Annotated in this window: 20 protein-coding genes and 1 pseudogene; 8 read left to right on the forward strand and 13 right to left on the reverse strand. The window is 55.4% G+C overall.

The window, feature by feature from the left end:
• Positions 1-7 precede the first annotated feature (7 nt).
• Positions 8-388: an aspartate 1-decarboxylase gene (panD, locus tag Q3H59_RS16555; RefSeq protein ID WP_007888760.1), complete on the forward strand. Its 381-nt coding sequence runs from the start codon at positions 8-10 to the stop codon at positions 386-388.
• 82 nt (positions 389-470) lie between these two features.
• Here panD and Q3H59_RS16560 read toward each other — a convergent pair whose 3' ends face one another.
• From Q3H59_RS16560 to hpt, 3 genes are all read right to left on the reverse strand, one after another.
• Complete coding sequence (locus Q3H59_RS16560; protein WP_101762076.1) at positions 471-1,241, reverse strand: ABC transporter permease; 771 nt, start codon at positions 1,239-1,241, stop codon at positions 471-473.
• A complete protein-coding gene (locus tag Q3H59_RS16565; RefSeq protein WP_101762077.1) occupies positions 1,238-2,164 on the reverse strand; it encodes an ABC transporter ATP-binding protein in 927 nt (308 codons plus the stop codon). Before Q3H59_RS16565 ends, Q3H59_RS16560 begins: the two co-directional genes overlap by 4 nt.
• Before the next feature lie 192 nt (positions 2,165-2,356).
• On the reverse strand, positions 2,357-2,893 hold the full coding sequence (hpt, locus tag Q3H59_RS16570; RefSeq protein WP_176970671.1) for a hypoxanthine phosphoribosyltransferase: 537 nt from the start codon (positions 2,891-2,893) through the stop codon (positions 2,357-2,359).
• 165 nt (positions 2,894-3,058) lie between these two features.
• On the opposite strand from hpt, the gene Q3H59_RS16575 reads away from it, so the two are divergent.
• A complete protein-coding gene (locus tag Q3H59_RS16575; protein ID WP_101762079.1) occupies positions 3,059-4,348 on the forward strand; it encodes a cystathionine gamma-synthase family protein in 1,290 nt (429 codons plus the stop codon).
• On the opposite strand, the pseudogene cueO reads toward Q3H59_RS16575, so the two are convergent.
• A pseudogene (gene cueO, locus Q3H59_RS16580) lies at positions 4,341-5,931 on the reverse strand (multicopper oxidase CueO). The gene Q3H59_RS16575 and the pseudogene cueO overlap by 8 nt on opposite strands.
• Positions 5,932-6,108: 177 nt before the next feature.
• Between cueO and Q3H59_RS16585 the strand changes: the two are divergent.
• Positions 6,109-6,456, forward strand: coding sequence for a YacC family pilotin-like protein (locus Q3H59_RS16585; protein ID WP_007888732.1), 348 nt, complete (start codon positions 6,109-6,111; stop codon positions 6,454-6,456).
• 220 nt (positions 6,457-6,676) lie between these two features.
• Here the strand turns inward: Q3H59_RS16585 and Q3H59_RS16590 are convergent, their stop codons facing one another.
• Genes Q3H59_RS16590 through Q3H59_RS16600 form a run of 3 tightly spaced genes read right to left on the reverse strand, consistent with a single transcriptional unit; the run spans position 6,677 to position 9,689 of the window.
• Positions 6,677-7,438, reverse strand: coding sequence for a DeoR/GlpR family DNA-binding transcription regulator (locus Q3H59_RS16590; RefSeq protein ID WP_101762081.1), 762 nt, complete (start codon positions 7,436-7,438; stop codon positions 6,677-6,679).
• Between the two features lie 6 nt (positions 7,439-7,444).
• Positions 7,445-8,425 (reverse strand): D-threonate 4-phosphate dehydrogenase, encoded by a 981-nt coding sequence (locus Q3H59_RS16595; protein ID WP_101762082.1) that lies wholly within the window; start codon positions 8,423-8,425, stop codon positions 7,445-7,447.
• Complete coding sequence (locus tag Q3H59_RS16600; protein WP_280172462.1) at positions 8,418-9,689, reverse strand: D-threonate kinase; 1,272 nt, start codon at positions 9,687-9,689, stop codon at positions 8,418-8,420. The genes Q3H59_RS16595 and Q3H59_RS16600 overlap by 8 nt, the downstream gene beginning before the upstream one ends.
• 182 nt (positions 9,690-9,871) lie before the next feature.
• Here Q3H59_RS16600 and Q3H59_RS16605 point away from each other — a divergent pair, with 182 nt between their 5' ends.
• The 4 genes from Q3H59_RS16605 to Q3H59_RS16620 all read left to right on the forward strand — a co-directional run bounded on the left by Q3H59_RS16605 (position 9,872) and on the right by Q3H59_RS16620 (position 14,388).
• Complete coding sequence (locus Q3H59_RS16605; RefSeq protein WP_309835898.1) at positions 9,872-11,020, forward strand: iron-containing alcohol dehydrogenase; 1,149 nt, start codon at positions 9,872-9,874, stop codon at positions 11,018-11,020.
• Positions 11,021-11,037: 17 nt separating this feature from the next.
• Entirely contained in the window at positions 11,038-11,922 is an 885-nt protein-coding gene (locus Q3H59_RS16610) for a dihydrodipicolinate synthase family protein (protein ID WP_309835901.1), read from the forward strand.
• A gap of 143 nt (positions 11,923-12,065) precedes the next feature.
• The gene (locus tag Q3H59_RS16615; RefSeq protein ID WP_309835903.1) at positions 12,066-13,019 is read left to right on the forward strand and encodes a phosphoglycerate dehydrogenase; all 954 of its coding nucleotides are present in this window, start codon (positions 12,066-12,068) and stop codon (positions 13,017-13,019) included.
• 43 nt (positions 13,020-13,062) lie between these two features.
• A complete protein-coding gene (locus tag Q3H59_RS16620; RefSeq protein ID WP_101762087.1) occupies positions 13,063-14,388 on the forward strand; it encodes an MFS transporter in 1,326 nt (441 codons plus the stop codon).
• 38 nt (positions 14,389-14,426) lie between these two features.
• Here Q3H59_RS16620 and yacL read toward each other — a convergent pair whose 3' ends face one another.
• The 3 genes from yacL to Q3H59_RS16635 all read right to left on the reverse strand — a co-directional run bounded on the left by yacL (position 14,427) and on the right by Q3H59_RS16635 (position 18,791).
• Positions 14,427-14,789, reverse strand: a complete 363-nt coding sequence (gene yacL / locus Q3H59_RS16625) for a protein YacL (protein ID WP_101762088.1) — start codon at positions 14,787-14,789, stop codon at positions 14,427-14,429.
• Between the two features lie 170 nt (positions 14,790-14,959).
• Positions 14,960-17,557, reverse strand: a complete 2,598-nt coding sequence (gene acnB, locus Q3H59_RS16630; RefSeq protein WP_309835906.1) for a bifunctional aconitate hydratase 2/2-methylisocitrate dehydratase — start codon at positions 17,555-17,557, stop codon at positions 14,960-14,962.
• Positions 17,558-17,795: 238 nt separating this feature from the next.
• Entirely contained in the window at positions 17,796-18,791 is a 996-nt protein-coding gene (locus Q3H59_RS16635) for an aldo/keto reductase (protein ID WP_309835908.1), read from the reverse strand.
• A gap of 98 nt (positions 18,792-18,889) precedes the next feature.
• On the opposite strand from Q3H59_RS16635, the gene Q3H59_RS16640 reads away from it, so the two are divergent.
• Entirely contained in the window at positions 18,890-19,789 is a 900-nt protein-coding gene (locus tag Q3H59_RS16640; protein ID WP_309835910.1) for a LysR family transcriptional regulator, read from the forward strand.
• A gap of 572 nt (positions 19,790-20,361) precedes the next feature.
• Here the strand turns inward: Q3H59_RS16640 and lpdA are convergent.
• From lpdA to aceE, 3 genes are all read right to left on the reverse strand, one after another.
• Positions 20,362-21,786 (reverse strand): dihydrolipoyl dehydrogenase, encoded by a 1,425-nt coding sequence (lpdA, locus tag Q3H59_RS16645; RefSeq protein WP_008108560.1) that lies wholly within the window; start codon positions 21,784-21,786, stop codon positions 20,362-20,364.
• 173 nt (positions 21,787-21,959) lie between these two features.
• On the reverse strand, positions 21,960-23,855 hold the full coding sequence (aceF, locus tag Q3H59_RS16650) for a pyruvate dehydrogenase complex dihydrolipoyllysine-residue acetyltransferase (protein ID WP_309835912.1): 1,896 nt from the start codon (positions 23,853-23,855) through the stop codon (positions 21,960-21,962).
• Between the two features lie 14 nt (positions 23,856-23,869).
• A complete protein-coding gene (gene aceE, locus Q3H59_RS16655) occupies positions 23,870-26,536 on the reverse strand; it encodes a pyruvate dehydrogenase (acetyl-transferring), homodimeric type (RefSeq protein WP_101762093.1) in 2,667 nt (888 codons plus the stop codon).
• Positions 26,537-26,588: the final 52 nt, after the last annotated feature.

A 26,588-nucleotide genomic window follows, 5' to 3' on the forward strand; every position in this document is an offset into this window, starting at 1 on the left:
GACAGTTATGATTCGCACCGTACTTCAAGGCAAACTGCATCGCGTTAAAGTCACTCAGGCAGATTTGCATTACGAAGGTTCCTGCGCCATTGACCAGGATTTCCTCGACGCCTCCGGCATTCTGCAATACGAAGCCATCGATATTTACAACGTCACCAACGGCCAGCGTTTTTCAACCTACGCAATTGCCGCTGAACGTGGCTCGAAGATCATCTCAGTCAACGGTGCCGCCGCACGCTGCGCCTGCGCCGGTGACATCATGATCATCTGCTCTTACGTGCAGGTCGAAGATGAAGTCGCACGCAGCTGGCAGCCGAAAGTTGCCTACTTCGAAGGCGATAACGAAATGAAGCGCCTCGCTAAGGCGTTGCCGGTTCAGGTCGCCTGATACAACAAGGGCGCGATTTTTACACCGCGCCCTTTTCTTTGGTTGCCATGAATGGCGATCTTTTTGAAGATCACTCCCAAATCTACGTACGTAACCCGCGCCCACGCTGAATCAGCGAATACACCAGCACATAAAACACCACGATAAAGGCGATCAGCACCGACAGCGTGAACACCAGCGGCACATCGTTGATGCCGAGGAAACCGTAACGGAAGCCGCTGATCATATACACCACCGGATTCAGCTTCGACACCGCTTGCCAGAACGGCGGCAGCAGCGTCAGCGAGTAGAATACGCCGCCGAGATAGGTTAACGGCGTCAGCACGAAGGTGGGAATCAGGCTGATATCGTCAAAAGTGCGCGCGAATACCGCATTCAGCAGGCCCGCCAGTGAGAACAGAATCGCCGTCAGCAACAGCGTCAGCGCCACCATCGACCACGAATGCACGTGGAACGGCACGAAGAACAACGAAATCGCGGTAACCAAAATCCCCACGCACACGCCGCGCGCCACGCCGCCGCCGACATAACCGGCAATAATGATGTGCGTTGGCACCGGTGCCACCAGCAGCTCTTCAATGTTGCGCTGAAATTTGGCGCTAAAGAACGACGATGCCACGTTGGCGTAAGCGTTAGTGATCACCGCCATCATGATCAGGCCCGGCACGATAAACTGCATGTAGCTGAAACCGTGCATATCGCCGATGCGTGAACCGATCAGATTGCCGAAGATGATGAAGTAGAGCGTCATGGTGATCACCGGCGGCACCAGCGTCTGAATCCAGATGCGGGCGAAGCGATTGATCTCTTTGCTCCAGATGCTCTTGAGCGCCACCCAATACAAGTGCGTCATGCTTTCACTCCTGTTTTTCCCTGTGTCAGGCTGACGAACAGCTCCTCAAGGCGGTTAGCTTTGTTACGCATGCTCAGCACCTGCACGCCCTGCGTGCTCAGCTGGCTGAACACGCTGTTCAGACCTTGCTCACGCATCACTTCCACTTCCAGCGTCGAGGTATCGACCAGTCGATACTGGAAGCCCTCCAGCTGCGGCAGCGGGCTACGCGGCGCCAGATCGAGGATAAAGGTTTCGGATTGCAGCTTGGAGAGCAACCCTTTCATCGAGGTGTTCTCCACCAGCTCGCCGCTCTGAATAATACCGATATTGCGGCACAGCATTTCCGCCTCTTCCAAATAGTGCGTGGTGAGGATGATGGTGGTGCCTTTAATGTTCAGCTCTTTCAGGAAACTCCACATCGAACGGCGCAGTTCGATATCTACGCCCGCGGTCGGTTCATCGAGGATCAGCAGCTTCGGCTCATGCATCAGCGCACGCGCGATCATCAGGCGGCGCTTCATACCGCCCGAAAGCATGCGCGCACGTTCGTTGCGTTTGCCCCACAGATCGAGCTGATTGAGGTATTTTTCCGCGCGCTTGTTAGCTTCAGCGCGTTCAACGCCGTAGTAACCAGCCTGATTGACCACAATCTGCATTACGGTTTCAAACGGGTTGAAGTTGAACTCCTGCGGCACCAGCCCAAGCTGGCGCTTGGCGTTGACCACATCTTTTTGCAGGTCATAGCCAAACACGCGCACGCTGCCGCCGGTTTTGTTCACTAACGAGCTGATAATACCGATGGTGGTGGATTTACCGGCGCCGTTTGGCCCCAGCAAGGCGTAAAAGTCGCCCGCTTCCACGTTGAGATCGAGTCCTTTCAGCGCCTGTACGCCGCCGGGATAGGTTTTGGTCAGCCCGGAAATTTCCAGTGCATATGTCATTGCGAATCCATACCTTGTTGTAGAGACATCAAAGGCCTATGAAAATGGTAATGCGCACGAGCGATGTCGCGGTCATTAACATTAAGAAATCAATGGAGTTTAGCAGAGAGTCGAGCCAGCCCATAAACCGTTGGCTTACGGGCTGCGCAGTGTATCGCAGGCGGGGAAGTTTAGCCTTGGACGATTGTGCGGTTATTCACCGGTCGGGATAACTTTGCCGATATACGGCAGATGGCGATAGCGCTGGGCGTAATCGATACCAAAGCCGACCACGAACTCATCGGGAATGGTAAAGCCCACGTATTCGACGGTGACGTCCACTTCGCGACGCTCTGGCTTATCCAGCAAGGTACAAATCGCCAGTGACTTTGGCTCGCGCAGGCGCAGGATTTCACGCACTTTGCTCAGCGTGTTGCCGGAATCGATGATGTCTTCCACGATCAGCACATCCTTGCCGCGAATATCTTCATCGAGATCTTTGAGGATTTTCACATCGCGACTGCTCGACATGCCGCTGCCGTAGCTTGACGCCGTCATAAAGTCGACTTCATGCGGCACGTCGATGGCGCGGCACAGATCGGCCATAAACATAAAGGAGCCGCGCAGCAAACCCACCAGCACCATTTCGCTGCCGCTGTCGCGGTAGTGCTCGTTGATCTGCTTGCCCAGTTCGGCAATTCGGGTTGCGATCTCTTGCTCGGAGATCATCACGTCGACGGTATGTTTCATTGCATGCGTCCAGTTACGGTTTTTGGAAAGCCACGAAGTCTATCATAGACGAGCCAGCGTCTAACGCCGCGCACAGAACGCAAACGATTCCGTGGCGAAATTTATCGCGCTGGCGTTAACTGTAGGAACACGTCCGCCCCTTTACCGCCGAGTTCTGGAGTTCCTATGACCGCTTCATCCAGTAAAAAAACCAAGATTGGTACGCGCGATCTGCACCCGGAAACGCAGATGCTGAATTACGGTTACGATCCGCAGTTATCGGAAGGCGCAGTGAAACCGCCGGTGTTTCTCACCTCCACCTTCGTGTTTAACAGCGCCGAAGAGGGGCAGGACTTTTTCGATTTCGTCGCCGGGCGCAAGCAGCCGCCGGAAGGCAAAACTGGTGGGCTGGTCTATTCACGCTTCAATCATCCCAACAGCGAAATCGTAGAAGATCGGCTGGCGGTGTATGAAGGCGCGGAAAGCGCGGCGCTGTTCTCCTCCGGGATGTCGGCGATTGCCACCACGCTGCTGACGTTTGCGCGTCCGGGCGAAGTGATTCTGCATTCCCAGCCGCTGTACGGCGGCACCGAAACGCTGCTGAGCAAAACGCTGCACGATTTGGAGATCAAAGCGGTGGGTTTCAGCGATGGCACCGATGAAGATAAGGTGCATGAAGCGGCGAAGCTGGCGTGGCAGCGCGGACGCGTGGCGCTGATTCTGATTGAAACGCCCGCCAATCCCACCAACAGCCTGGTGGATATCCAGTTGATGCAGCAGGTGGCGGATGTGATTGCGCAGCAGCAAGGTTCGCGGCCGATTCTCGCCTGCGATAACACGCTGCTCGGGCCGGTGTTTCAACAGCCGTTGCAGCATGGCGCAGATTTGTCGCTCTATTCACTGACCAAATATGTCGGCGGCCACTCGGACCTGATTGCCGGTGCGGTGCTGGGTAGCAAAGCGTTGATCGGCAAGGTACGTTCGCTGCGCAGCGCCATCGGCACGCAGCTGGATCCGCACTCCAGCTGGATGATTGGCCGCTCGCTGGAAACGCTGTCGCTGCGTATGGAGAAAGCCACCAGCAATGCCGAAAACGTGGCGGCGTTTTTACGCGATCATCCGCAGGTGGAAAAACTGCATTGGCTGCCGTATCTGGCGGCAGAAAGTCCGGCGGGCAAAACGTATCAGCGCCAGTGCAGCGGCGCGGGTTCAACCTTCTCGTTTGATATTCGTGGCGGGCAAGCGGCGGCGTTCCGTTTCCTTAATACGCTGGAACTGTTCAAGCTGGCGGTGAGCCTCGGCGGCACCGAATCGCTTGCCAGCCATCCTGCCAGCACCACTCATTCGGGCGTGCCGCAGGATGTGCGACAGCGTATTGGCATCACCGATGCGACCGTGCGCTTGTCGATTGGTATCGAACATCCTGACGACCTGATCGAGGATATTCGCCTGGCACTGGAGGCGTCGGTTAACTGACGCTAAAACCGAGCATCATGCCGGTATCTTCATGCTCCAGCAGATGGCAATGCGCCATGTACGCATTGTCGGCGTTAGCGACATAGTTGAAGCGCACCAGCACTTCGCTGCGCCAGCCGTTAACGCTGACGATGTCCTTCCAGCCTGCGCGATGCGGCGCAGGCGGCTTGCCGTTTTCTGACAGGATGCGGAACTGCGTGCCGTGAATGTGGAACGGATGCAGCATGTGATCGCCTTCACCGGAAATCGTCCACTTCTCGACTTTACCCAACTCCACGTTGAACATCGGCTTGGTCATGTTAAATGCCTGACCGTTAATCTTGTTGCCATTATGGAAATCATAGGCGGCAGTTTTGCCGTGGCTGCCGTGATCCATCGCCATATCGCCATGATCCATCGGCTTCGCGCTATCACTCATCGCCATGTTGCCATGATCCATTTTCATGCCGCCCATGGCTTTATCGCCGTAACGATCCATCAGCGCCTGCATACCTTGCTGATCAAGCTGCGGATCCATCATCAGCTGCAGCCAGCGGCTTTGCAGGCCTTCGGTGGCTGGAATGGGCGGCAGATCTACCAGCTTGTCTGGCAGCGTACCGCTGGCCATCACGCGCAGCGGCAGAATATTGACCAGCGGCAGCGGTTGGTCAAACGGCGCCAGCGTCATGCCCATCTGCGTCACCGGCAGCGTCACAACGTCGAAGGCTTTGCCATCTGACGTATCCACCAGCACTTCAAAACGCTCGCCCGGCAGCAGCGGCAAGCTATCCACTTTCACCGGCTCGGCCAGCAACCCACCGTCGCTGCCAATTACGTACAGCGGACGTTGATCGCTGGTGGCGATATGCAGCGAACGCGCGTTACAGCCGTTAAGCAAACGCAGACGCAGCCAGCCGCGTGGCACCGCATGCTGCGGATACTGCACGCCGTTGGTGAGCATCATGTCGCCAAACCAGCCGACGGCGGCACGCATGATATCGAGCTGATAATCGATTTGCGTTCCCGCTTTATTCAGCTGCTTATCCTGGAAAATCAGCGGCACATCGTCTTCGCCCCACTGCATCGGCAGACGCAACTTGCCGGACGCTTCGTCTTCCAGCAGCACCAAACCCGCCAGACCTTGCGCCACCTGATAACCGGTTTTGCCGTGGTGATGCGGATGGAACCAGCAGGTCGCGGCGGGTTGATCAGGGGTGAAACTGACCTGACGCGTCGCGCCGGGCGCAATAATCCCTTGCGGGCCGCCATCAACATCGCCGGGGATCTCCAGCCCGTGCCAGTGCAAGGTGGTGGCTTCCGGCAGTTGATTATGGATATTTCACCGTGACGGCTTTTTCGCGTTGCAGACGCAGCGCGGGTCCGAGCAATCCACCGTTGTATCCCCAGGTAGGTACCGCTTTGCCATTCCATTGGCTGCTACCGGTCATGGCGGTCAAGGTATATTGCCCGCGGGCATCAGGCTGCAAAATGGAGGGAATCGGTAATAATGGGCGCGTGGCGGCCATTAGTGAGCGGCTCCACAGCGGCAGCGCACCGGCGGCGCTGAGTGCGGCAGTCAACTTTAGAAAATGACGACGTTGCATATTCTTATCCTTGTCGTGAATAAGGGCACAGCGTAAACCTTTACCCTGCGGGAGGGTCAAGCCCTGAAACAGATTGCACTGATAAAAAGGGTGGGAATGGCCCGAAAGGGCAAATTTAGCGGAATAGCGGCAATAACTGTGCTAACGTCAATAAATTGTCCCTTGTTGAGAATGATTATGACGAAAAGCATCAAGATCCTGCTGCTGGCGGGACTCCTTGGCTTCTCCTCCACCAGTTTTGCCCTGAGCGAATCCGAAGCAGAAGATCTGGCCGACCTCACCGCCGTGTTCGTTTATCTCAAGAACGATTGTGGCTATCAGGATTTGCCAGACGCGCAGATTCGTAAAGCACTGGTGTTTTTCGCCCAACAGAACCGTTGGGATTTAAGCAACTACAGCAATTACAACATGAAGTCGCTGGGCGAAGAGAGCTACAAGGATTTGAGCGGTATCGCCATTACCAACGACAAGAAGTGTAAGTCGCTGGCGCGCGATTCGTTGAGTTTGCTGGCTTACGTTAAGTAATCATTGCCCGCAGGTTGGTGCTGGCTGTCCTCCTCGGTTGGTGCTTGCTGCCCCCCTCCTTGGTTGGTGCTCGCTGTCCCCCTCCTCGGTCCTACCCCACAAGTGGGGGAGGAAGATGCTGCAATATGTCAGTTCGAGAGTTGCATGTGGCAGCGTCTCCTTCCCCCGCTGGCGGGGGAAGGCCGGGATGGGGGACAGCCAGCACAATCTCAATCTAAATCTAAACCGTCAACTCCAATCCAATACCCCGCTCGCGCAGGTCGCGGCACACCGCTTCATCCAGACGTGCATCCGTCACCACATCAGTCAGGCTATCAATCGGCGCGGCGCAATACAGCGACCATGAACCGTATTTACTGCTGTCAGCCAGCAGAACGCGGCGGCGCGCGTTGGCCAGCAGATCCATCTTCAATCCGGCTTTCTCTTCGGTTGGCGTGGTAATCCCGCGTTCGATGCTCCACGAGTTGCAGCTGACAAAGGCAATATCAGGATTGATGCTGCGCAGCAAACGGCGACCGTGTTCGCCAATGCACGACTGGCTGGAATCGTCGATGCGTCCACCAATAATGGTGGTTTCGATTTGCTTAAACTCCGACAGAAACAGCGCGATATGCAGATCGGCGGTGATGACCCGCAGCTTGAGGTGCGTCAGCTGGCGCGCCAGCTCCAGCATGGTGGTGCCGGCATCCAGCACCACCGCATCACCCGACTGCACGTAACTGGCGGCAAACTGCGCGATGGCCTGCTTCTCGGCGAGATTACGCTGCATCTTCTCCAGCGTGGTCGGCTGATTGGGGATAAAGCGATTCAGCGTAACGCCGCCATGGCTGCGGCTGATAACGCCTTCTTTATCCAGCTTGATCAGATCGCGGCGGATCGTCGCTGGCGAGGCAGAAATCGCGCTCACCAGTTGTTCAACAGTGACCAAATTATGGCTCTTCAGATAATCCATAATCTGGTCGAGACGGCTTTGTCCCTTCATATTTCCCTATGCAAGCTGCATCGCGAGTTTAATGGAGATCGCCATGCTCGCAGAGTTCGCTTTACCTGTCCAGGCGATATCAAACGCGGTGCCGTGGTCCGCCGAGGTGCGGATAAACGGCAGGCCCGCAGTGATGTTAACACCATCATAAAAGCCTAGTAATTTCAGCGGGATATGGCCTTGATCGTGGTACATCGCTACCACCATATCGTACTGTCCTTCCTGACACTGCAGGAACACGGTATCGGGCGGACACGGGCCACTGACATCAATGCCCTGCGCTTTCATGGCGTTAATGGCAGGCGCGACGATGGTGATCTCTTCATCACCAAACAGACCGTTTTCACCGGCATGCGGATTAACGCCTGCCACCGCGATGCGCGGCTGGTCGAAACCGACGCGGCGCAGGAAGCTGTCGGCCATGCCGATCACCGTTTGAATGCGCTCGCCGTTTAAGGTATCGAGGAACTTACGCAGCGCGATATGCGTGGTGACGTGAATCACTTTCAGCTTATCGGTATAGAGCACCATGGCGTAATTTTTGGTGTTGGTCAGTTGCGCCAGCAGTTCGGTGTGGCCGGGATAGATATGCCCCGCTGAGTGCAGCGCCTCTTTATTTAACGGTGCGGTGGCGATCGCCTGCACGTCGCCAGCCAGCGCCAGTTCGGTGGCGCGTTTAACGCAACGCCAGGCCAAATCACCCGCTGCTTTCTGCACCACGCCAGGCTGCAGCGCGGCGGCATCCGCCAGCGGCTCATCAATCACATTGATCATGCCGGGCGCGAAATGCGCATCCTTGACCTGGTCGAGCACGCGCAGTTCAGCCTGCGGCGTGACATGTAAACCCATCACCCGACGCAGCGTGTTAGCACAACCGACCACGACGGCAGGCACGCCCGCTAACTCACCTTCTGCCAGCGCTTTAATGATGATCTCCGGGCCGATGCCCGCCGGATCGCCCATGGTAATCGCAATAATTTTACTCACTCGACTTCTCCTCAATAAAACGAATGGCTTCTACCAGGGTGTTTTCATCACCAAAGCCACCTGCTTTGGTCATCACCGGCAGGTGTAATTCACTGTTAAGCAAAACCCCGTGCGGCACGCAGCCCGCCACAAGGCCCTGAATCTGAAAACCGCGGGCACCTGATGCCTGGGCCACGGCAATCGCCACATCGCCGCCAGAGAGATAAAGCCCAGCAGGCTGCACCTCGCGGCACACGCGACGGGTTAACTGCGCGAGAAACTGGCAGATGCGTTCGCCCAATAGCTGACGAGAAACCTGATGCTGTTGGCACAACTGCGCAATCTCATGACGCTGCCCGGCATGTTGGGTAGTGCGTACCACGCAATGCGCGCCGTCGTGCAGCGCCTGCTGCATTTCTTGCTGCCACCGTTCAGCCTGCGGCCAGGCCGGTTGGGCAAACAGCTGACGGATATCAATGTCGATAATGCGGATGTCACGCTGGCTAGCGAGGCGTGTAATCTGCTGCTGCGCAATGGCGCTCATCGAACCGACCACCGCCAGCACCGGACGCGACTGACGTGCCGCCAGCAACGCGCCGAGCGCATCGCTGAGCCCGGACGCTCCGGCCAACAACGGACGCGTCTCCAGCGTGGCTGCCGCGGCCATCAACAAGGCAATGTCGGCGTCATGTTCGATATCCACCACCAGCAAACCTTGCTTGCTGGCCAGCACCTGCGCCAGTTGATCGCTGCGCAGCGTGGCGAGGTCGAGGGTTTCACCCGGCAATGTGCTCTGCATCTGCAGACGCGTCAGCACATGGCCGCTGGTGACCGGCGTTTTGGGATCGCTGGCGAATTCGCTGTCGATCAAACGCTGCTGATGGATCCACACGTCACCCGCACGCGTGGTGCGTCCCAGCTTCGGCACTGCCGGCACCACTAAGGCTAATGTTTTACCGCTGGCCTGCATCGCGGCTTCGATCTCCGCGCCGGGATTGCCGCGCAGCGTGGAATCGATCTTCTTAAATAACCAACCGTCGTTAGCGATGGCGTGATGTTGCTCAATGGCAGCTCGCGTGCGTTGGGCCGCTTCTTGTGCGCTGGTTGCACGGCTATCGGTGCTGATCACCAGCACATCGGCAGCACCAGCGTCGTGTGGCGTGCTGCTCTCAAACAGCACATGCACACGCGCTCCGGCTTGTGCCAGCCCGCTGCCCGCGTCATTGGCGCCGGTGAAGTCATCGGCAATCACTAAGACTGGCGTTTTCCATGGCTGTGAAGTCATGCTTTCTCCTCTTCCGGCCGCTGCCGGGCTGCAATGATTATATTCAATCATGATTGATTATATGTGAGCAAGATCAAATTAATCGAAATCAATTTGCCCTATAAAATTAGGCACTGCAGTGATGAAACTCGCGCCGATTGAGCAAAATCAATCATTCCGCGCAAAAAACGTAAGGGTAAGAGATGAATATCAACAGCACCGTGATCAGTGGCTTTCAGGCGCTTAATGACCTCAGCTATTTACTGCAAGGTAAAGACAAAGCGCTGCTGGTGACCGATAAGAATATTGAAGGCATTCCGGCGGTACAAAAGCTGATCGCCCAGCTCACGCAGCAGATTGCCAGCCTGAGCATCGTCAACACGGTGCCGCCAGAGCCTAGCCAGCACGATGTGGCGGCCATTGTCGCCGCGCTGCCGAGCACCGATGTGGATCTGGTGATTGGCATCGGCGGTGGTAGCGTACTGGATGTCGCTAAGCTGCTGTCGATTCTATGTGTCGAAGATGCGCCGACGCTGGAGGCGTTACTGGCTGGTGAGAAGCCGCACACGCGCACCACTTCGCTGCTGATTCCGACCACCGCAGGTACTGGCTCGGAAGCCACGCCCAACGCGATTCTGGCGATCCCCGAGAAAGAGACCAAAGTCGGCATTATCACGCCGGTGATGCTGCCAGATTATGTCGCGCTGGTGCCAGAACTCACCACCAGCATGCCAGCGCACATCGCCTCTTCCACCGGTATCGATGCGCTGTGCCATTTGATTGAGTGCTTTACCGCGACCGTGGCGAACCCGGTGAGCGATAACTATGCGCTGATCGGCATGAAAAAGCTGTTTGCCAGCCTCGAAACCACTATCGCCGAACCCGACAATCTCGAAGCGCGCCTGAATATGCTGTGGGCGTCTTATTACGGTGGTGCATCGATTGCGCATGCCGGTACGCATCTGGTACATGCCATGTCTTATCCGCTGGGCGGCAAATATCACCTGCCGCACGGCGTCGCCAATGCCATTCTCCTCGCGCCCTGCATGCGCTTTGTACGACCGGCGGCGGTGAGCAAATTCGCTCAGGTTTACGATCTGCTGCCGGATGCCGATATCACGCTGGACGACGAAGCCAAATCCCACGCGCTGGTGGCGTATTTTGCCGCACTGGTGAAGCGCCTGAAGCTGCCCGCCAGCCTGGAAGAGCTGGGTATCGGCCCGGATCATCTGCCGTATCTGGTGGAAGCCGCGCTCGACGTGCAGCGCCTGATGAAGAATGTACCGATGAAAGTGGGCGCCGATGACGTACGCAACGTCTACCTGACGCTGTTGCCGGCTTTGAATCACTAAGGATTATCGAGGACAACATGAGTAAGAAAATTCAGGGCGTATTAACTGCCATCGTCACCACCTTCGATCGCGACGGCGCATTCAACCCAGCCGCCCAGCGCGCGCAGGTACAACGCCAGTTAAGCGCCGGCAACGGTATCTTTTGCGGCGGCACCAACGGCGAATTCTTCGTGCTGAACGAACAGGAGAAGCTGGCGGTAACGCAGACCTGCGTTGATGAAGTGAACGGCAGCGCACCGGTGGTGGCGCACATTGGCGAGATCTCCACGCGTGAAACCATTCGCCTTGGGAAACAAGTGGCGAAGCTGGGCGTGGATGCGGTTTCGGTCATCACACCCTATTTCGTGCCGCTAAAGCAGGAAGAGCTGATTGCCCACTATCGCGCGGTGGCTGACGCCATCGACGTGCCGCTGTTCCTTTACAACATTCCGGCGCGCACCGGCAACACGCTGCAACCGGAAACCGTACGCACGCTGGCCGCACACCCAAACATCATCGGTATCAAAGACAGCGCCGGCAGCTATGAGAGCCTGAGCGGCTTTCTGCAAGCGGCTGCAGGCATCAACAGTTTTGATGTGCTGAACGGCCCGGATTCGCTGATCCATCAGGGCTTTGTCGACGGCTGCTCGGCCTGCATTTCTGGCCTTGCTAACGTGGCGCCTAAAGAGATCAACGCGATTTGGGCGCGCTTCCATGCTGGCGATATCGAAGGTTCGCGCCTGGCGCAAGAGAATGTGACCGGTCTGCGCACCGATCTGTATAGCGTCGGCTTCTCTCCCGCTGCAGTGAAAAAAGCGGTGACGCTGCTTGGTTTTGAGGTTGGTGACAGCCGCTACGCGGTGAGTTTCTCTGCCGAAGAAGAGCAGAAGATCCGCCAGATTGTGAATCAGTATTTGCAGTAATTAGAGTCATCACCATAGCAGCGTGAAGCCGATTTCAATCGCCGCACAAGCCGTAGCGGCGCGATTTTTCGCGCAATAAATTGCGCCGCTACGATGCATGCGATCCGCGGGAACGGTATTTATTTTCAACATCGGGAAGAATTATGAAAGTCATCTGTACCTCACCGTCGTTTGCAAAATATGACGCGACGCCGATAACCACGCTGCAACAGCACGGTTTTGAGCTGATTACGCTGCCCGCCGATGCGCCGCTGAGCGCACTCCAGCCGCATCTGGCTGACACCGTGGCGCTGATCGTGGCTTTTACCGACATCAATGAAGAGCTGCTGGCGTTAGCACCGCAGCTGAAAATCGTCTGTAAGCACGGCGTCGGTGTAGACAACATCAATCTGGATGCTACGCGTGCACGCGGGATTTACGTCACCAACGTGCCGGATGCCAATAAACATGCTGTCGCTGATTTCGCCTTTGCTTTGATCCTTAACAGCGCGCGTCAGATCACCCAAGCCGCCATCGAAACCCGAGCGGGCAGCTGGCCGCGTATTTTTGCCACCGACGTGTACGGTAAAACACTGGGCATCATCGGGCTGGGCAATATTGGCAAGCAGGTCGCGCTGCGCGCCAGAGGTTTCAACATGCGGGTGATCGCGTTTGATTTTTATCCTGATGAGCCGTTTGCTACTGAACACGGCATCGACTTCGTCACGCTGGATCAGCTGACCGAAACCAGCGATTTCATCACTCTGCACATGCCGCTTACCGACAAAACGCAGAATCTGTTTGATGCCGCGCGCCTCAAACGCATGAAGAAAAATGCCTTCCTGATTAATGCCTCACGCGGCGGCGTAGTGAATGAGCAGGATCTTTATCAGGCGCTGCTGGATAACGTGATCGCCGGAGCAGCGGCTGACGTGTTTGTGCAGGAACCGCTGACCGAGCATCCGCTGTTTACGCTCAGCAACTTCATTCCCACTTCGCATATCGCCGGTTACACCGATGGTGCGATCAGCGCGATTGGTGAACGCTGCGTGACGCAAATTGTGCAGTGCATCCAACAGGGCAAACGCCCAATCAACGTGATGAACGGGCTGGAATAACACGCCGCCTTTCTCTGTAACCTTTTTCGAGTGGATAATTACTATGACTAACTCTGCGCGCTCGAGTCGTATCCGTTGGTGGATTGCTGGCCTGATGTGGCTGGCCATCGCCATTAACTACATTGACCGCACCGTTCTCTCGGCAGCGGCTCCGCATCTGATCAAAGAGCTCGATATCAATCCTGAAATGATGGGCTTCATCATGGCGGCGTTCTTCTGGTCTTATGCGCTGTTGCAGATCCCGGCGGGCTGGTTTGCCGATCGCTTCGGCCAGAAAAAAGGGCTTGGTATCGCCGTCGGCTGGTGGTCGATCGCCACCATGGCGATGGGACTGGCGACCGGCTTTAAATCGCTGCTGGCGCTGCGTTTAGCGCTCGGCGTCGGTGAAGCCGCCGCCTATCCCAGCAACGCGGGCATTACCGCGCGCTGGTTCCCGGATCGCGAACGCGCCACGGTTTCTGGCCTGTTCGACAGTGCCTCCAAATTTGGTGGTGCGGTGGCCATGCCGCTGATCGTCTTTATGATCGCCCTGTTCGACTGGCGTCTGACCTTCCTCGCAATAGGTGCGCTGGGCTTGTTCTGGGTGATTGCCTGGTACTTTATCTACGCTGAAAATCCGGAAGATCATAAGTCGATAAGCCAGCAAGAAGTGCGCTTCATCCGTAATGGCCAGACGCAAAAGCACGGCGACAAAAGCGTGCGGCCGATGAAGTGGTACAAGCTGCTGCGCTACCGCAATATCTGGGCAATGTGCATTGGCTTTTTCACCATCAACTACACCTCCTATTTCTTTATTACCTGGTTGCCGACCTATCTGGTGAAAGATAAAGGCATGGATTTCCTCAAAATGGGGATGGTGGCTGCGCTGCCGCTGATCTGTGGCATGGTGATTGAAGTGCTGGCGGGTTGGGCATCGGATCGCATGGTGCATAACAAAGTGCTGTCGCTGACCGCTACACGAAAACTGTTTCTCACCATCGGCCTGCTGATGGCGCTGTGTATCGGATTTGCCCCGTTCACCGATTCGGTGTTTATGACCGTGCTGCTGCTGTGTATCGCCAAATCCGGCACCACCGTGGCGGCATCACAAGTGTGGGCCTTGCCGGGCGATGTGGCACCGCAAAACAGCGTGTCGATTGTGGCGGGGCTGCAGAATACCGTTTCAAACATGGGCGGCGCGGTGGGGCCGATCATTACCGGCGCGATTGTTGGCGCAACCGGCCACTTTACCTGGGCGCTGGTGTTCTCGGCGGTGCTGGTGGTAATTGGCATTCTTAACTATCTGTTCCTGATGGGTAAAGTTGAACCTATCGTCGATGAGGAACAGGTGACGCATGCGCATTCCGTGGCAAGTGGCGCGGCGCGGTAATCGTCTGGGTCGCCATCAATGGCGACCTTACTGTTTAGTTATTTACCGGCAATAAACAGCCGATAAGCGGCAATCACTGCGAGAAAATCGTCGACGCCACAGAAAGAGAGGCTCTCTTCGTCGTAATAAGTCATGCCCTCTTCCATGCCGTCATCTTCCAGCGCCAGCTGGTTGGCACGAATCATCACCTCTTCATCATCCAGCCACAGCGTGTATTCATGCCCGACACGCTGCCACTGATTGATGGTGCCTTTCACCTGTTGGGCGGCGGCCTCAACCTCATCCAGCAACGGCAGATTGTCTTTGACCTCTTCGTTGAACCAGTGCCCCACCGCTTCGTGGTCCATCGACATACGCACTTTGACCTGACCGGTCAAATCACGCAGAAATTCATATTCCATGATTGCCTCATACTGATGACGCGCTGTGCAGCACAGTGTTAGTGCATTTTGTGCGCAGCACGCTGAATAAAGTGGGATCGCGCTCGCATTATGCCTGGAGATGTCAGCGGAAAAAAGGGCATAAAAAAAGGGACGATTTTCATCGTCCCCTTGTTCATCCCGATAACCGATTAAACGGCAGTCTGGAAGATCACTGTGTCGGCTTTGTCAGTGTATTGTCCCAGCTGATCAAAGTTGAGGTAGCGATACGTGTCAGCCGCGGTCTTATCAACCTGCAGCATGAACTGCTGATACTCGTCCGGCGTTGGCAGCTTGCCAAGCAGCGAAGCGACCGCCGCCAGCTCTGCTGACGCCAGGAAGACGTTCGCACCGGTACCCAGACGGTTCGGGAAGTTACGGGTTGAGGTGGAAACCACCGTCGCGCCGTCTGCCACACGCGCCTGGTTACCCATGCACAGTGAACAGCCCGGAATTTCGATACGCGCACCGCTCTTACCAAAGACGCTGTAATAGCCCTCCTCGGTCAGCTGTGCGGCGTCCATTTTGGTTGGCGGCGCAACCCACAGACGGGTTGGCAGCTGGCCTTTATGGGCATCCAGCAGCTTACCGGCCGCGCGGAAGTGACCGATGTTGGTCATGCACGAACCGATGAACACTTCGTCAATCTTCTCGCCCTGCACGTCAGACAACCAACGCGCGTCGTCTGGATCGTTCGGTGCGCACAGAATTGGCTCTTTGATCTCGGCCAGATCGATATCGATCACCGCCGCGTATTCAGCATCCGCATCGCCTTCCAGCAGTTGCGGATCGGCCAGCCATTTCTGCATGCCTTCAATGCGGCGCTCCAGCGTACGACGATCGCCGTAGCCTTCCGAGATCATCCACTTCAGCAGCACGATGTTCGAGTTGAGATACTCGATGATCGGCTCTTTATCCAGCTTGATGGTACAGCCGGCAGCAGAACGCTCAGCCGAGGCATCAGTCAGTTCAAATGCCTGCTCAACTTTCAGTTTCGGTAGACCTTCGATTTCCAGCACGCGGCCAGAGAAGATGTTTTTCTTCCCTTTCTTCTCAACGGTCAGCAGGCCAGCTTTGATCGCATACAGCGGAATGGCGTGTACCAGATCGCGCAGGGTGATACCCGGCTGCATTTCGCCTTTGAAGCGCACCAGCACCGATTCCGGCATATCCAGCGGCATCACACCGGTCGCAGCAGCAAACGCCACCAGACCAGAACCTGCCGGGAAGGAAATACCGATTGGGAAACGGGTGTGTGAGTCACCGCCGGTACCAACGGTATCTGGCAGCAGCATACGGTTCAGCCAGCTATGGATAACGCCATCGCCCGGACGCAGCGACACGCCGCCACGGTTCATGATGAAGTCTGGCAGCGTATGGTGCGTGGTCACGTCGACCGGCTTCGGATAGGCGGCGGTATGGCAGAATGACTGCATCACCAGGTCAGCCGAGAAGCCGAGGCACGCCAGGTCTTTCAGTTCATCACGGGTCATTGGACCGGTGGTGTCCTGAGAACCGACAGAGGTCATTTTTGGTTCGCAGTATGCGCCCGGACGGACACCCTCTACGCCGCACGCGCGGCCGACCATTTTCTGCGCCAGCGAGTAACCGCGGGTGCTAACAGCCACATCTTTGGCTTGTACGAACACATCGCTATGCGGCAGACCCAGCGATTCGCGCGCTTTGGTGGTCAGGCCGCGACCGATGATCAGCGGAATACGACCGCCAGCACGGACTTCGTCCAGCAGCACGTCGGTTTTCAGCTCAAAGGTCGCTAACAATTCGTCGGTTTCGTGATTGCGCACTTCGCCTTTGTACGGGTAAACGTCGATGACATCGCCCATGTTCAGACGATCAACGTCGAGCTCGATCGGCAAGGCGCCCGCATCTTCCATGGTGTTGAAGAAGATTGGAGCAATTTTACCGCCGAGGCACAGACCGCCGCCCTTTTTGTTTGGCACGTAAGGAATATCATCGCCCATAAACCACAGCACCGAGTTGGTGGCGGATTTACGTGAAGAACCGGTACCGACAACGTCGCCGACGTAGGTCAACGGGAAGCCTTTGGTCTGCAGTGCTTCGATCTGTTTGATCGGGCCAATGTTACCCGCATCGTCGGGTTCGATGCCTTCACGGGCGTTCTTCAGCATTGCCAGCGCGTGCAGTGGAATATCCGGACGTGACCATGCATCCGGCGCCGGAGAGAGGTCGTCGGTGTTGGTTTCGCCGGTCACTTTGAACACGGTGGTGGTAATTTTTTCAGCCAGTTTTGGACGCTTCAGGAACCATTCGGCATCGGCCCAGGACTGGATAATTTTTTTCGCGTGTGGGTTACCCGCTTTGGCTTTCTCTTCGACATCGTAGAAGTTATCGAACATCAGCAGCGTGTGAGACAGGGCTTCGGCAGCAATCGGCGCTAAGGCTTCATCTTCTAGCGCTTCAATCAGCGCATGGATGTTATAACCGCCCTGCATGGTGCCCAGCAGCTCAACGGCTTTTTCGCGAGTAACCAGAGGAGAGTGGGCTTCGCCCTTAGTGACAGCTGCCAGGAAACCGGCTTTTACGTACGCCGCTTCATCAACACCTGGTGGGACACGGTTGACCAACAGGTCGGTCAGGAATTCTTCTTCACCCGCTGGCGGGTTTTTCAGCAGTTCAACCAGCGCGGCCATTTGGGAAGCATCTAACGGCTTAGGTACGATTCCCTGGGCAGCACGCTCGGCAACGTGCTTACGGTATTCTTCTAGCACGACGTTCTCCTCGCTCTCATTGTATAGCTTTCCGGTGCACCCCTTGATGCTGTCGAACAGTAGGGTGAGGTGCCCGGTTCCGCGTGGGGCAGCATAGCAGCATTTCGCCTGATTGTTAATCTGTTTACAAAAAAGCAACATTCGTGCGTTTTTTAGCAGCTTCATCTGCAAATTGAGCGGGATCACATAAAAAAGCAGGCTATTAAAGCCTGCTTGTTCTCATGTACGGAGATGAGTGTTAACGATCAACCAGCACAAATTCGATGTGGTTATAGCGTTCGCCCAGAATATTTTTCTCGCTAAACCACTCGTCCAGCGTGGCGACATCCGCATGACGTAATGCTAAATCGGCGGCGGCACAGTTCTGTTCCAGATGGGCGATTTTGCTGGCACCGGGAATCGGCACAATAAACTCGCCTTTTGCCAGCACCCACGCTAACGCTAGCTGGGCAGCCGTCGCGTCATAACTTGTAGCCATCTCGGTAAGTTGATTTACTAACTTCTGGTTATGAGCCTGCGCACCCTGCTGAAAGCGCGGTAGCGAACGACGGAAATCATCTTCCGCTAAGGTGGCGGCAGCCGGGAATTTGCCGGTCAGAAAGCCGCGTCCTAGCGGGCTGTAAGGCACAAAACCGACGTTCAGTTCACTACATGTGGCGAGGACATCTTGCTCCGGATCGCGTGACCACAGCGAATATTCACTTTGCAGCGCCGAAATCGGATGCACCGCATGCGCGCGCCGCAAGGTGGCGGATGATACCTCAGACAAGCCGAGATATTTCACCTTCCCTTCCCGCACCAGATCGGCCATCACGCCCACCACGTCCTCGATTGGCACCGCCGGATCGAGACGATGCTGATAGAGCAGTTCGATAGTTTCCACACCAAGACGCTGCAAGGAACCTTCGACCGCATGACGAATATGCGCCGGATCGCTATTCACCCCGGTAATCCGCTGCCAGCCTTCGCCCTGATCGGTAATGCGAAAACCAAACTTGGTGGCGACTTTGATATCGCTGCGCCCTTTTATTGCTTTTGCCAATAAGCTCTCGTTGGTGAATGGACCATATACTTCGGCGCTATCGAGAAAATCGACCCCCAGCTCAAATGCCCGCGCCAGCGTGTTCAGCGCCTGTTTCTCATCATTTTGCCCATAGGCGAAGCTCATGCCCATGCAGCCTAATCCCAGCGCCGACACCACTAGTCCCTGATTGCCTAATTGACGTTGTTGCATTGTTTAATCCTCTTCGCTGTTGGTGTTAATGTTATAAACCTCAGCAATCACGGCAACAATTGAGGCATTCTTGCCGATTTAGTGAGTAAAACTCAGCAATGAATAAATACCGTGCGTCTATGCAGGAACTGGAGATGTTTGCTGCCATCGCGCAGCATCTGAGCTTTCGCAAAGCAGCGGAGGAGCGCAACGTCACGCCTTCCAGCCTGAGCCACGCGATGCGCCATTTCGAAGCGCGTTTAGGGGTGCGGCTGCTCAATCGCACTACGCGCAAAGTGGCGCTGACTGAAGCCGGTGAACGCTTTTTACAGCGCATTCAGCCTGCGCTTGCCGATTTGTCGCAAGCGGTGGATGAGCTCAACGACTGGCGCAACGATCCACGCGGCGTATTGCGCATTAGCATGCCGCGCTCGGCGGAAGCGCTGTTCTTCGATACGCTCATTTTGCCGTTCTTGCTGCGCTATACCGAGATCACACTGGAGATCGACAGCAACGATTCACTGCTGGATATCGTAGAGGCCGGATTTGATGCCGGCGTACGCTACGGCGATGTGCTGGCCCAGGATATGGTGGCGGTGCCATTTGGCGCACCAATGCGGGCGCTGGCGGTGGCAAGCCCGGCTTTTATTGCACAGCATGGCGTACCGCATCAGCCTGCTGAACTGTTGCAATATCCCTGCATTGAAAGACGCTTTCCCAGTGGACGACGTTATCGCTGGGAATTCTGGCAGGATGGCCGCAAACAGGAAGTGGCGGTGAAAGGGTCGCTGGTGCTGGATAACAATGAGCGGATATTACAGGCAGCCCGTGCGGGCGTAGGCATTGCCTTTCTGCATCAAGGTACGGTGCGGGAAGATTTAATTCGCGGTGACTTAGTAGAAATACTGGCGGACTTCACTCAGGTAGAAGAAGGATTCTGGCTCTACTATCCGAGCCGTAAATATCTTTCTGCTCCGCTAAGGCATTTTATTGATTGGCTTAAAGAAATTAATAGATAATTAAAAACATCCATTACTCGATCTATTTAAATGGTTAGATAATATATGAATCCATTAATCATAAATAATTTTAGAATTAAGGTGAAATATAAAAAGTTTGGCGTACGCTGCCTGCGGGCGCTTGAGGCAACTTGCTTCAAGCTGAAAAGATTGGGGTAGGTTGTGGAGAGTGAACCCGTGAGATTAATTTTCATTAACCACACGGGTGAGCGACTTAACACCCTAACACCTAGACAATGTCAGGGTAGTCGCTTGCTCGTGCTAAATCAAGAGGAACGTGACTATGAAGTCTATATTCAGCAAGCTGATTATCAGCGGACTCATTCTATTAGGATTGTGTCTGGTTAATCGCAGTTCACTCTGTTAATTACGATTACGGATATTCACTGCTGAATTATCGGCTGTTATGGCTTACGAAGCACAACAGTAAAACTTCACTAGCGGGAGTTCGCTCCCGCTATTCCGGCATTGCGCATGTGTTAGCTCTCGCGCCTTTTATCTCTTTATTTAAATAGAACCACTAATAAAAAACGGCTCCTTTAAGGAGCCGTTAATTTATTCAAAGCGGAAACTTATTTCTTTTTCGCTTTTGGGTTCGGCAGGTCAGTGATGCTACCTTCGAACACTTCGGCAGCCAGGCCGACAGACTCATGCAGCGTTGGGTGCGCGTGAATGGTCAGAGCGATATCTTCGGCATCACAGCCCATTTCAATCGCCAGACCGATTTCACCCAGCAGCTCGCCGCCGTTGGTACCGACAATCGCACCACCGATAACACGGTGAGTCTCTTTGTCGAAGATCAGTTTAGTCATGCCGTCTGCACAATCAGACGCGATAGCACGGCCTGAAGCTGCCCACGGGAAGGTGGACACTTCGTAGCTGATGCCTTTCTCTTTGGCTTCTTTCTCGGTCAGACCCACCCAGGCAACTTCTGGCTCGGTGTAAGCAATGGATGGGATCACTTTCGGGTCGAAGTAGTGCTTCAGACCCGAGATCACTTCCGCCGCTACGTGGCCTTCGTGCACACCTTTGTGCGCCAGCATTGGCTGACCCACGATGTCACCGATAGCGTAGATGTGCGGTACGTTGGTGCGCATCTGCTTGTCGACACGGATAAAGCCGCGATCGTCCACTTCCACGCCTGCTTTACCCGCATCAAGGCCTTTACCGTTCGGTACGCGACCAATCGCCACCAGCACCGCATCATAACGCTGTGCGTCAGCTGGCGCTTTTTTACCTTCCATCGATACGTAGATACCGTCGTCTTTCGCTTCAACAGCGGTCACTTTGGTTTCCAGCATCAGGTTGAATTTCTTGCTGATACGCTTGGTAAAGACTTTCACTACGTCTTTATCAGCAGCCGGGATCACCTGGTCGAACATCTCAACCACGTCGATCTCTGAACCCAGCGCTTTATAAACGGTGGCCATTTCCAGACCGATGATGCCGCCGCCCATAACCAGCAGACGCTTCGGCACTTCTTTCAGTTCCAGCGCATCGGTTGAGTCCCACACGCGCGGATCATTGTGCGGAATGAATGGCAGTTCGATTGGACGAGAACCGGCCGCGATGATCGCGTTATCGAAGTTAATGGTGGTTGCGCCACCTTCACCTTCGACCACCAGCGTGTTAGCACCGGTGAATTTGCCGAGGCCAGTCACCACTTTCACTTTACGACCTTTCGCCATACCCGCGAGGCCGCCAGTGAGCTGGTTGATCACCTTCTCTTTCCACGAACGAATTTTGTCGATGTCAGTTTGCGGCTGGCCAAACACGATACCGTGCTCTTCCAGGGCTTTTGCTTCGTCGATCACTTTGGCGACGTGCAGCAGCGCTTTTGACGGGATACAGCCTACGTTCAGACAAACACCGCCGAGGGTGCTGTAACGCTCAACGATTACGGTTTCCAGACCTAAATCAGCGCAACGGAAGGCTGCAGAGTAACCTGCAGGACCTGCCCCAAGTACCACGACTTGAGTTTTAATCTCTGTACTCATCATGACCTCTTGTTTGATTACCGGCAGTCAGGAAAAAGCTTTTCCCAAGCTCTAATGCCCTATATCCGCCGGGACATTTCACCGCGAGAGTTTACAGAATTGTTAACAAACTGCCAACCGCGGCAACATTGAATGCTTACAACAAGGCCGGCTTTCGCCGGCCTTGATTAACTTCACATCACCAGACGGCGAATGTCGGACAGTGTGTTGTTGATGATGGTGATAAAGCGCGCACCATCAGCACCGTCGATCACGCGGTGGTCGAAGGAGAGTGAGATCGGCATCATCAGACGCGGCTCAAACTCTTTACCGTTCCACACCGGCTCCATCGCTGACTTGGAAACACCAAGGATAGCCACTTCCGGCGCGTTGACGATTGGCGCGAAGTGCGTGGTGCCCAGGCCGCCAAGGCTGGAGATGGTGAAGCAACCGCCCTGCATGTCGCCGGCGGTCAGCTTGCCATCACGCGCTTTCTTCGAAATCGCCATCAGCTCGCGGGACAGTTCAGTGATGCCTTTCTTGTTCACATCTTTGAACACCGGAACCACCAGACCGTTTGGCGTATCAACCGCCACACCGATGTTGATGTATTTCTTCAGCGTCAGTTTCTGTGCATCTTCAGACAGTGAACTGTTGAAGCGTGGCATCTGCTCAAGAGCAGCGGCAACGGCTTTCATGATGAACACCACTGGCGTGAATTTTACATCCAGTTTGCGTTTCTCTGCTTCGGCATTCTGCTGTTTGCGGAACGCTTCCAGATCGGTGATATCGGTTTTGTCGAAGTGCGTAACGTGCGGGATCACCACCCAGTTACGGCTCAGGTTGGCACCCGAGATTTTCTGGATACGACCCAGTTCCACTTCTTCAATTTCGCCGAACTTGCTGAAGTCCACTTTCGGCCAAGGCAACAGACCTGGCAGGCTTCCGCCGCTGGCTGCTGCAGCCGGAGCCGCTTCAGCGCGTTTCACCGCGTCTTTGACGTAAGTCTGCACGTCTTCTTTCAGGATGCGACCTTTACGGCCGGTACCTTTGACTTTCGCCAGGTTAACACCGAACTCGCGCGCCAGGCGACGAATCACCGGCGTCGCGTGTACGTAAGCATCGTTCTCAGCGAACTCGCCTTTCGCATCCGCTTTCGCTGCTGCTGGGGCCGCTGCCGGTTTCGCGGCTTCTGCCGCTGGAGCCGCTTCCTGCTTAGCCGCAGGCGCCGCAGCCGGTGCCGCGCCTTCCACTTCGAACACCATGATCAGTTTACCGGTGCTGACTTTATCGCCAGTCGCCACTTTCAACTCTTTCACGGTACCGGCGAACGGTGCAGGCACTTCCATTGAGGCTTTGTCGCCTTCAACCACGATCAGGGATTGCTCAGCAGCGACTTTGTCGCCCACTTTCACCAGGATCTCGGTGACTTCAACTTCGTCGCCACCAATGTCTGGGACGTTGACGTCTTTAGCGCCAGAAGCCGCAGGTGCTGCTGCTGGAGCCGCTTCCTGTTTAGCTGCTGGAGCAGCCGCCGGCGCTGCGCCTTCTGCTTCGAACACCATGATCAGTGAACCGGTGTTCACTTTGTCGCCGGTGGAGATTTTGATCTCTTTCACCACGCCCGCGAACGGTGCCGGGACTTCCATTGAGGCTTTGTCGCCTTCAACAGTGATCAACGACTGCTCAGCCGTTACGGTGTCGCCCACTTTGACCAGGATCTCAGTGACTTCAACTTCGTCGCCGCCGATGTCCGGTACGTTGACTTCTTTGCTGACCGCAGCAGCGGCAGCAGCTGGAGCAGGAGCGGCTTCCGCTTTCTTCTCTTCGGCTGGCGCTGGCGCCGCTTCTGCGGCACCTTCTGCGTCAAAAATCATAATCAGCGAGCCGGTTTCGACTTTGTCGCCGGTCGAGATTTTGATCTCTTTAACCACGCCCGCCTGCGGCGAAGGCACTTCCATGGAGGCTTTATCGCCTTCCACGGTGATCAGCGACTGTTCAGCTTCAACTTTGTCGCCCACCTTTACCAGGATTTCGGTGACTTCAACTTCGTCTGCCCCGATGTCCGGTACGTTAATTTCGATAGCCATTACTCTCTTACCTCTTATGCCAGACGCGGGTTAACTTTATCGGCGTCGATATTGAATTTGGTGATGGCTTCAGCCACCACTTTCTTATCGATTTCACCGCGTTTAGCCAGCTCACCCAGCGCAGCCACAACCACATACGATGCATCCACTTCGAAGTGGTGACGCAGGTTTTCACGGCTGTCAGAACGACCGAAGCCATCGGTACCCAACACGCGATAATCGCTGGAAGGCACGTAGCTGCGAACCTGTTCTGCGAACAGCTTCATGTAGTCGGTCGATGCGACGGCCGGTGCTTCGTTCATCACTTGCGCGATGTAAGGTACGCGCGGCTCATCGGTTGGGTGCAGCATGTTCCAGCGCTCACAATCCTGACCATCACGCGCCAGCTCGGTGAACGAGGTTACGCTGTAGACGTCAGAAGCGATGCCGTAATCTTTCGCCAGGATCTGCGCGGCTTCACGCACGTGACGCAGAATTGAACCTGAACCCAGCAGCTGCACTTTGCCTTTGCTACCTTCTACGGTTTCCAGCTTGTAGATACCCTTACGGATACCCTCTTCCGCACCCTGCGGCATCGCAGGCATGTGGTAGTTTTCGTTCAGCGTGGTGATGTAGTAGTAGATGTTTTCCTGCGCTTCGCCGTACATACGCACCAGGCCATCTTGCATGATGACCGCGATTTCGTACGCGTAAGACGGATCGTAAGAGATACAGTTCGGGATAGTCAGCGACTGAATGTGGCTGTGACCATCTTCGTGCTGCAAGCCTTCGCCGTTCAGCGTAGTACGACCTGAAGTACCGCCCACCAGGAAGCCGCGTGCCTGCATATCGCCGGCCAGCCACATCAGATCGCCGATGCGCTGGAAGCCGAACATCGAGTAATAGATATAGAACGGAATCATCGGCAGGTTGTTGGTGCTGTAAGAGGTCGCCGCCGCCAGCCAGGATGAACCCGCGCCCAGCTCGTTGATCCCTTCCTGCAGAATCTGGCCTTTCTCGTCTTCTTTATAGTACGCAACCTGCTCGCGGTCCTGCGGGGTGTACTGCTGACCGTTCGGGCTGTAGATACCAATCTGACGGAACAGACCTTCCATACCGAAGGTACGGGCTTCGTCGGCAAGGATTGGAACCAGACGATCTTTGATCGACTTGTTCTTCAGCATCACGTTCAATGCACGCACGAAGGCGATGGTGGTGGAGATCTCTTTATTCTGCTCTTCCAGCAGTGGACGGAACTCTTCCAGCGTTGGCATTTCCAGCTTCTCGCTGAACTCCGCCTGACGCGTTGGCAGGTAGCCGCCCAACTTCTCACGCTGACCGTGCAGATAGTTGTACTCTTCAGAACCTTTTTCGAAGGTGACGTATGGCAGCTCTTCGATTTTGTCATCGGCCACCGGCACATTGAAGCGATCGCGGATGTAGCGAACGCCATCCATGTTCATCTTCTTAACCTGGTGCGCGATGTTTTTACCTTCAGCAGTGTCACCCATGCCATAACCTTTGATGGTATGGGCCAGAATCAGCGTTGGCTGACCTTTGGTTTCCTGCGCTTTTTTCAGTGCAGCGTAGACTTTCTTCGGATCGTGGCCGCCGCGGTTCAGCGCGAAGATCTCTTCGTCTGACCAGTCTTTCACCAGAGCTGCGGTTTCCGGATATTTACCGAAGAAGTGCTCACGCACGTATGCGCCGTTACGGGATTTGAAGGTCTGGTAATCGCCATCAACGGTTTCGTTCATCAACTGAATCAGCTTGCCGCTGGTGTCCTGACGCAGCAGTTCATCCCAACGACCGCCCCAAATCACTTTGATCACGTTCCAGCCAGCACCGGCAAAGATGCCTTCCAACTCGTTGATGATCTTACCGTTACCGGTGACCGGGCCATCCAGACGCTGCAGGTTACAGTTGATGATGAACACCAGGTTGTCCAGCTTCTCGCGGGTGGCGATGGTGATCGCACCTTTGGATTCCGGCTCATCCATCTCGCCATCACCGAGGAAGGCGTAAACGGTTTGTGCTGAGGTGTCTTTCAGACCGCGGTGTTCCAGATACTTCAGGAATTTCGCCTGATAGATCGCGTTCAACGGACCCAAGCCCATTGATACGGTTGGGAACTGCCAGAAGTCCGGCATCAGTTTCGGGTGCGGGTAAGAAGAGAGACCTTTGCCCTGCACTTCCTGACGGAAGTTATTCATTTGGTCTTCGCTCAGACGACCTTCAAGGAAGGCGCGGGCGTAGATACCTGGAGAAATGTGACCCTGGAAGAAAACCAGATCGCCGCCGTCTTTGTCGCTACGCGCGCGGAAGAAGTGGTTAAAGCACACTTCATAAATGGTCGCGGAAGACTGGAAGGAGGACATATGGCCACCCAACTCCAGATCTTTCTTCGACGCACGCAGCACCGACATGATGGCGTTCCAACGAATTGCGGAACGGATACGACGTTCAAGAGAGGTGTTGCCCGGATAGTCCGGCTCATCTTCAACAGCAATAGAGTTAATGTAGTTGCTGATTGCAGAGGAACCTGCGGCAACTTTCACGCCACCTTTGCGTGCTGCACTCATTACCTGATCAATCAGATACTGCGCGCGCTCAACACCTTCTTCACGGATGACCGATTCGATCGCTTGTAGCCAATCACGAGTTTCGATCGGATCCACGTCATTCTGTAAACGTTCTGACATGGGGTGTATTCCTTATCTGTGTCTAATACGTTGAAATTATCAGGAGCCTGTC

It is taken from the genome of Pantoea sp. SORGH_AS_0659, from assembly GCF_031453915.1.
In the GTDB taxonomy this organism is placed as follows: Bacteria; Pseudomonadota; Gammaproteobacteria; order Enterobacterales; family Enterobacteriaceae; genus Pantoea; species Pantoea leporis.

What these genes read in the sequence shown, in the direction of transcription:
- panD (WP_007888760.1), top strand. Translation starts at nt 8, where the DNA reads ATGATTCGCACCGTACTTCAAGGCAAACTGCATCGCGTTAAAGTCACT.
- Q3H59_RS16560 (WP_101762076.1), bottom strand. Translation starts at nt 1,241, where the DNA reads ATGACGCACTTGTATTGGGTGGCGCTCAAGAGCATCTGGAGCAAAGAG.
- Q3H59_RS16565 (WP_101762077.1), bottom strand. Translation starts at nt 2,164, where the DNA reads ATGACATATGCACTGGAAATTTCCGGGCTGACCAAAACCTATCCCGGC.
- hpt (WP_176970671.1), bottom strand. Translation starts at nt 2,893, where the DNA reads ATGAAACATACCGTCGACGTGATGATCTCCGAGCAAGAGATCGCAACC.
- Q3H59_RS16575 (WP_101762079.1), top strand. Translation starts at nt 3,059, where the DNA reads ATGACCGCTTCATCCAGTAAAAAAACCAAGATTGGTACGCGCGATCTG.
- Q3H59_RS16585 (WP_007888732.1), top strand. Translation starts at nt 6,109, where the DNA reads ATGACGAAAAGCATCAAGATCCTGCTGCTGGCGGGACTCCTTGGCTTC.
- Q3H59_RS16590 (WP_101762081.1), bottom strand. Translation starts at nt 7,438, where the DNA reads ATGAAGGGACAAAGCCGTCTCGACCAGATTATGGATTATCTGAAGAGC.
- Q3H59_RS16600 (WP_280172462.1), bottom strand. Translation starts at nt 9,689, where the DNA reads ATGACTTCACAGCCATGGAAAACGCCAGTCTTAGTGATTGCCGATGAC.
- Q3H59_RS16605 (WP_309835898.1), top strand. Translation starts at nt 9,872, where the DNA reads ATGAATATCAACAGCACCGTGATCAGTGGCTTTCAGGCGCTTAATGAC.
- Q3H59_RS16610 (WP_309835901.1), top strand. Translation starts at nt 11,038, where the DNA reads ATGAGTAAGAAAATTCAGGGCGTATTAACTGCCATCGTCACCACCTTC.
- Q3H59_RS16615 (WP_309835903.1), top strand. Translation starts at nt 12,066, where the DNA reads ATGAAAGTCATCTGTACCTCACCGTCGTTTGCAAAATATGACGCGACG.
- Q3H59_RS16620 (WP_101762087.1), top strand. Translation starts at nt 13,063, where the DNA reads ATGACTAACTCTGCGCGCTCGAGTCGTATCCGTTGGTGGATTGCTGGC.
- yacL (WP_101762088.1), bottom strand. Translation starts at nt 14,789, where the DNA reads ATGGAATATGAATTTCTGCGTGATTTGACCGGTCAGGTCAAAGTGCGT.
- Q3H59_RS16635 (WP_309835908.1), bottom strand. Translation starts at nt 18,791, where the DNA reads ATGCAACAACGTCAATTAGGCAATCAGGGACTAGTGGTGTCGGCGCTG.
- Q3H59_RS16640 (WP_309835910.1), top strand. Translation starts at nt 18,890, where the DNA reads ATGAATAAATACCGTGCGTCTATGCAGGAACTGGAGATGTTTGCTGCC.
- lpdA (WP_008108560.1), bottom strand. Translation starts at nt 21,786, where the DNA reads ATGAGTACAGAGATTAAAACTCAAGTCGTGGTACTTGGGGCAGGTCCT.
- aceF (WP_309835912.1), bottom strand. Translation starts at nt 23,855, where the DNA reads ATGGCTATCGAAATTAACGTACCGGACATCGGGGCAGACGAAGTTGAA.
- aceE (WP_101762093.1), bottom strand. Translation starts at nt 26,536, where the DNA reads ATGTCAGAACGTTTACAGAATGACGTGGATCCGATCGAAACTCGTGAT.